Here is a 550-nt window from a genome sequence, read left to right as displayed (position 1 = left end):
TCGACCAGCGCCAGCGCGCCGACGGTCGCGATCGGCACGGCGGCGGCGACCACCATCGGCGGGCGCACCCGGACGGTGAGGTCCTGCACCACCCCGACGTCGCCGACCACGCGGGCCAGCGCGGCGCCGGGCGTCCGGTCGGCGGCCAGCCCCTGCGCCGCCAGCGCGGCCCAGATCCGGACCCGGAGGTCGGCCGCGATGCGCAGCGCGGCGTCGTGGGAGGCGAGCCGCTCGCACCACCGCAGGACCGCCCGTCCGATGCCGAAGAAGCGGACGCCGACGATCGCGACCAGCAGCGTGAGGACCGGTGGCATCTCGGCCGCGCGCACGATCAGCCACCCGGAGACGGCGGTCAGCGCCACCCCGGCGGCCGAGGAGAGCGCGCCGACCGCACCGGCCCGGGCCAGCGCCCCCCGCACCGGCGCGGCCCCCGACGTGGCGGTTCGTGCACGAACCGCCGGTGAGGGCGAGGTGACCGGGGCGTCCGCCCCGGCGGTTCGTGCACGACCGCCGGATCGGGGGCGGGGAGGACGACGGTGCGGTCGGCGAG

At 79.3% G+C, this 550-nt stretch carries 1 pseudogene; it reads right to left on the bottom strand.

Annotated elements, in window-relative coordinates:
- A pseudogene (locus tag A6V29_RS09960) lies at window positions 1-419 on the bottom strand (thiol reductant ABC exporter subunit CydC); the annotation flags it as partial.
- Between the last annotated feature and the right edge of the window lie 131 nt (window positions 420-550).

Origin of the sequence: Blastococcus sp. CCUG 61487 (genome assembly GCF_005222955.1) — a bacterium.
Lineage (GTDB): Bacteria > Actinomycetota > Actinomycetes > Mycobacteriales > Geodermatophilaceae > Blastococcus.
Note: the sequence above shows the minus strand (reverse complement) of the source record. Positions and strands in the feature narration are given on the sequence as shown.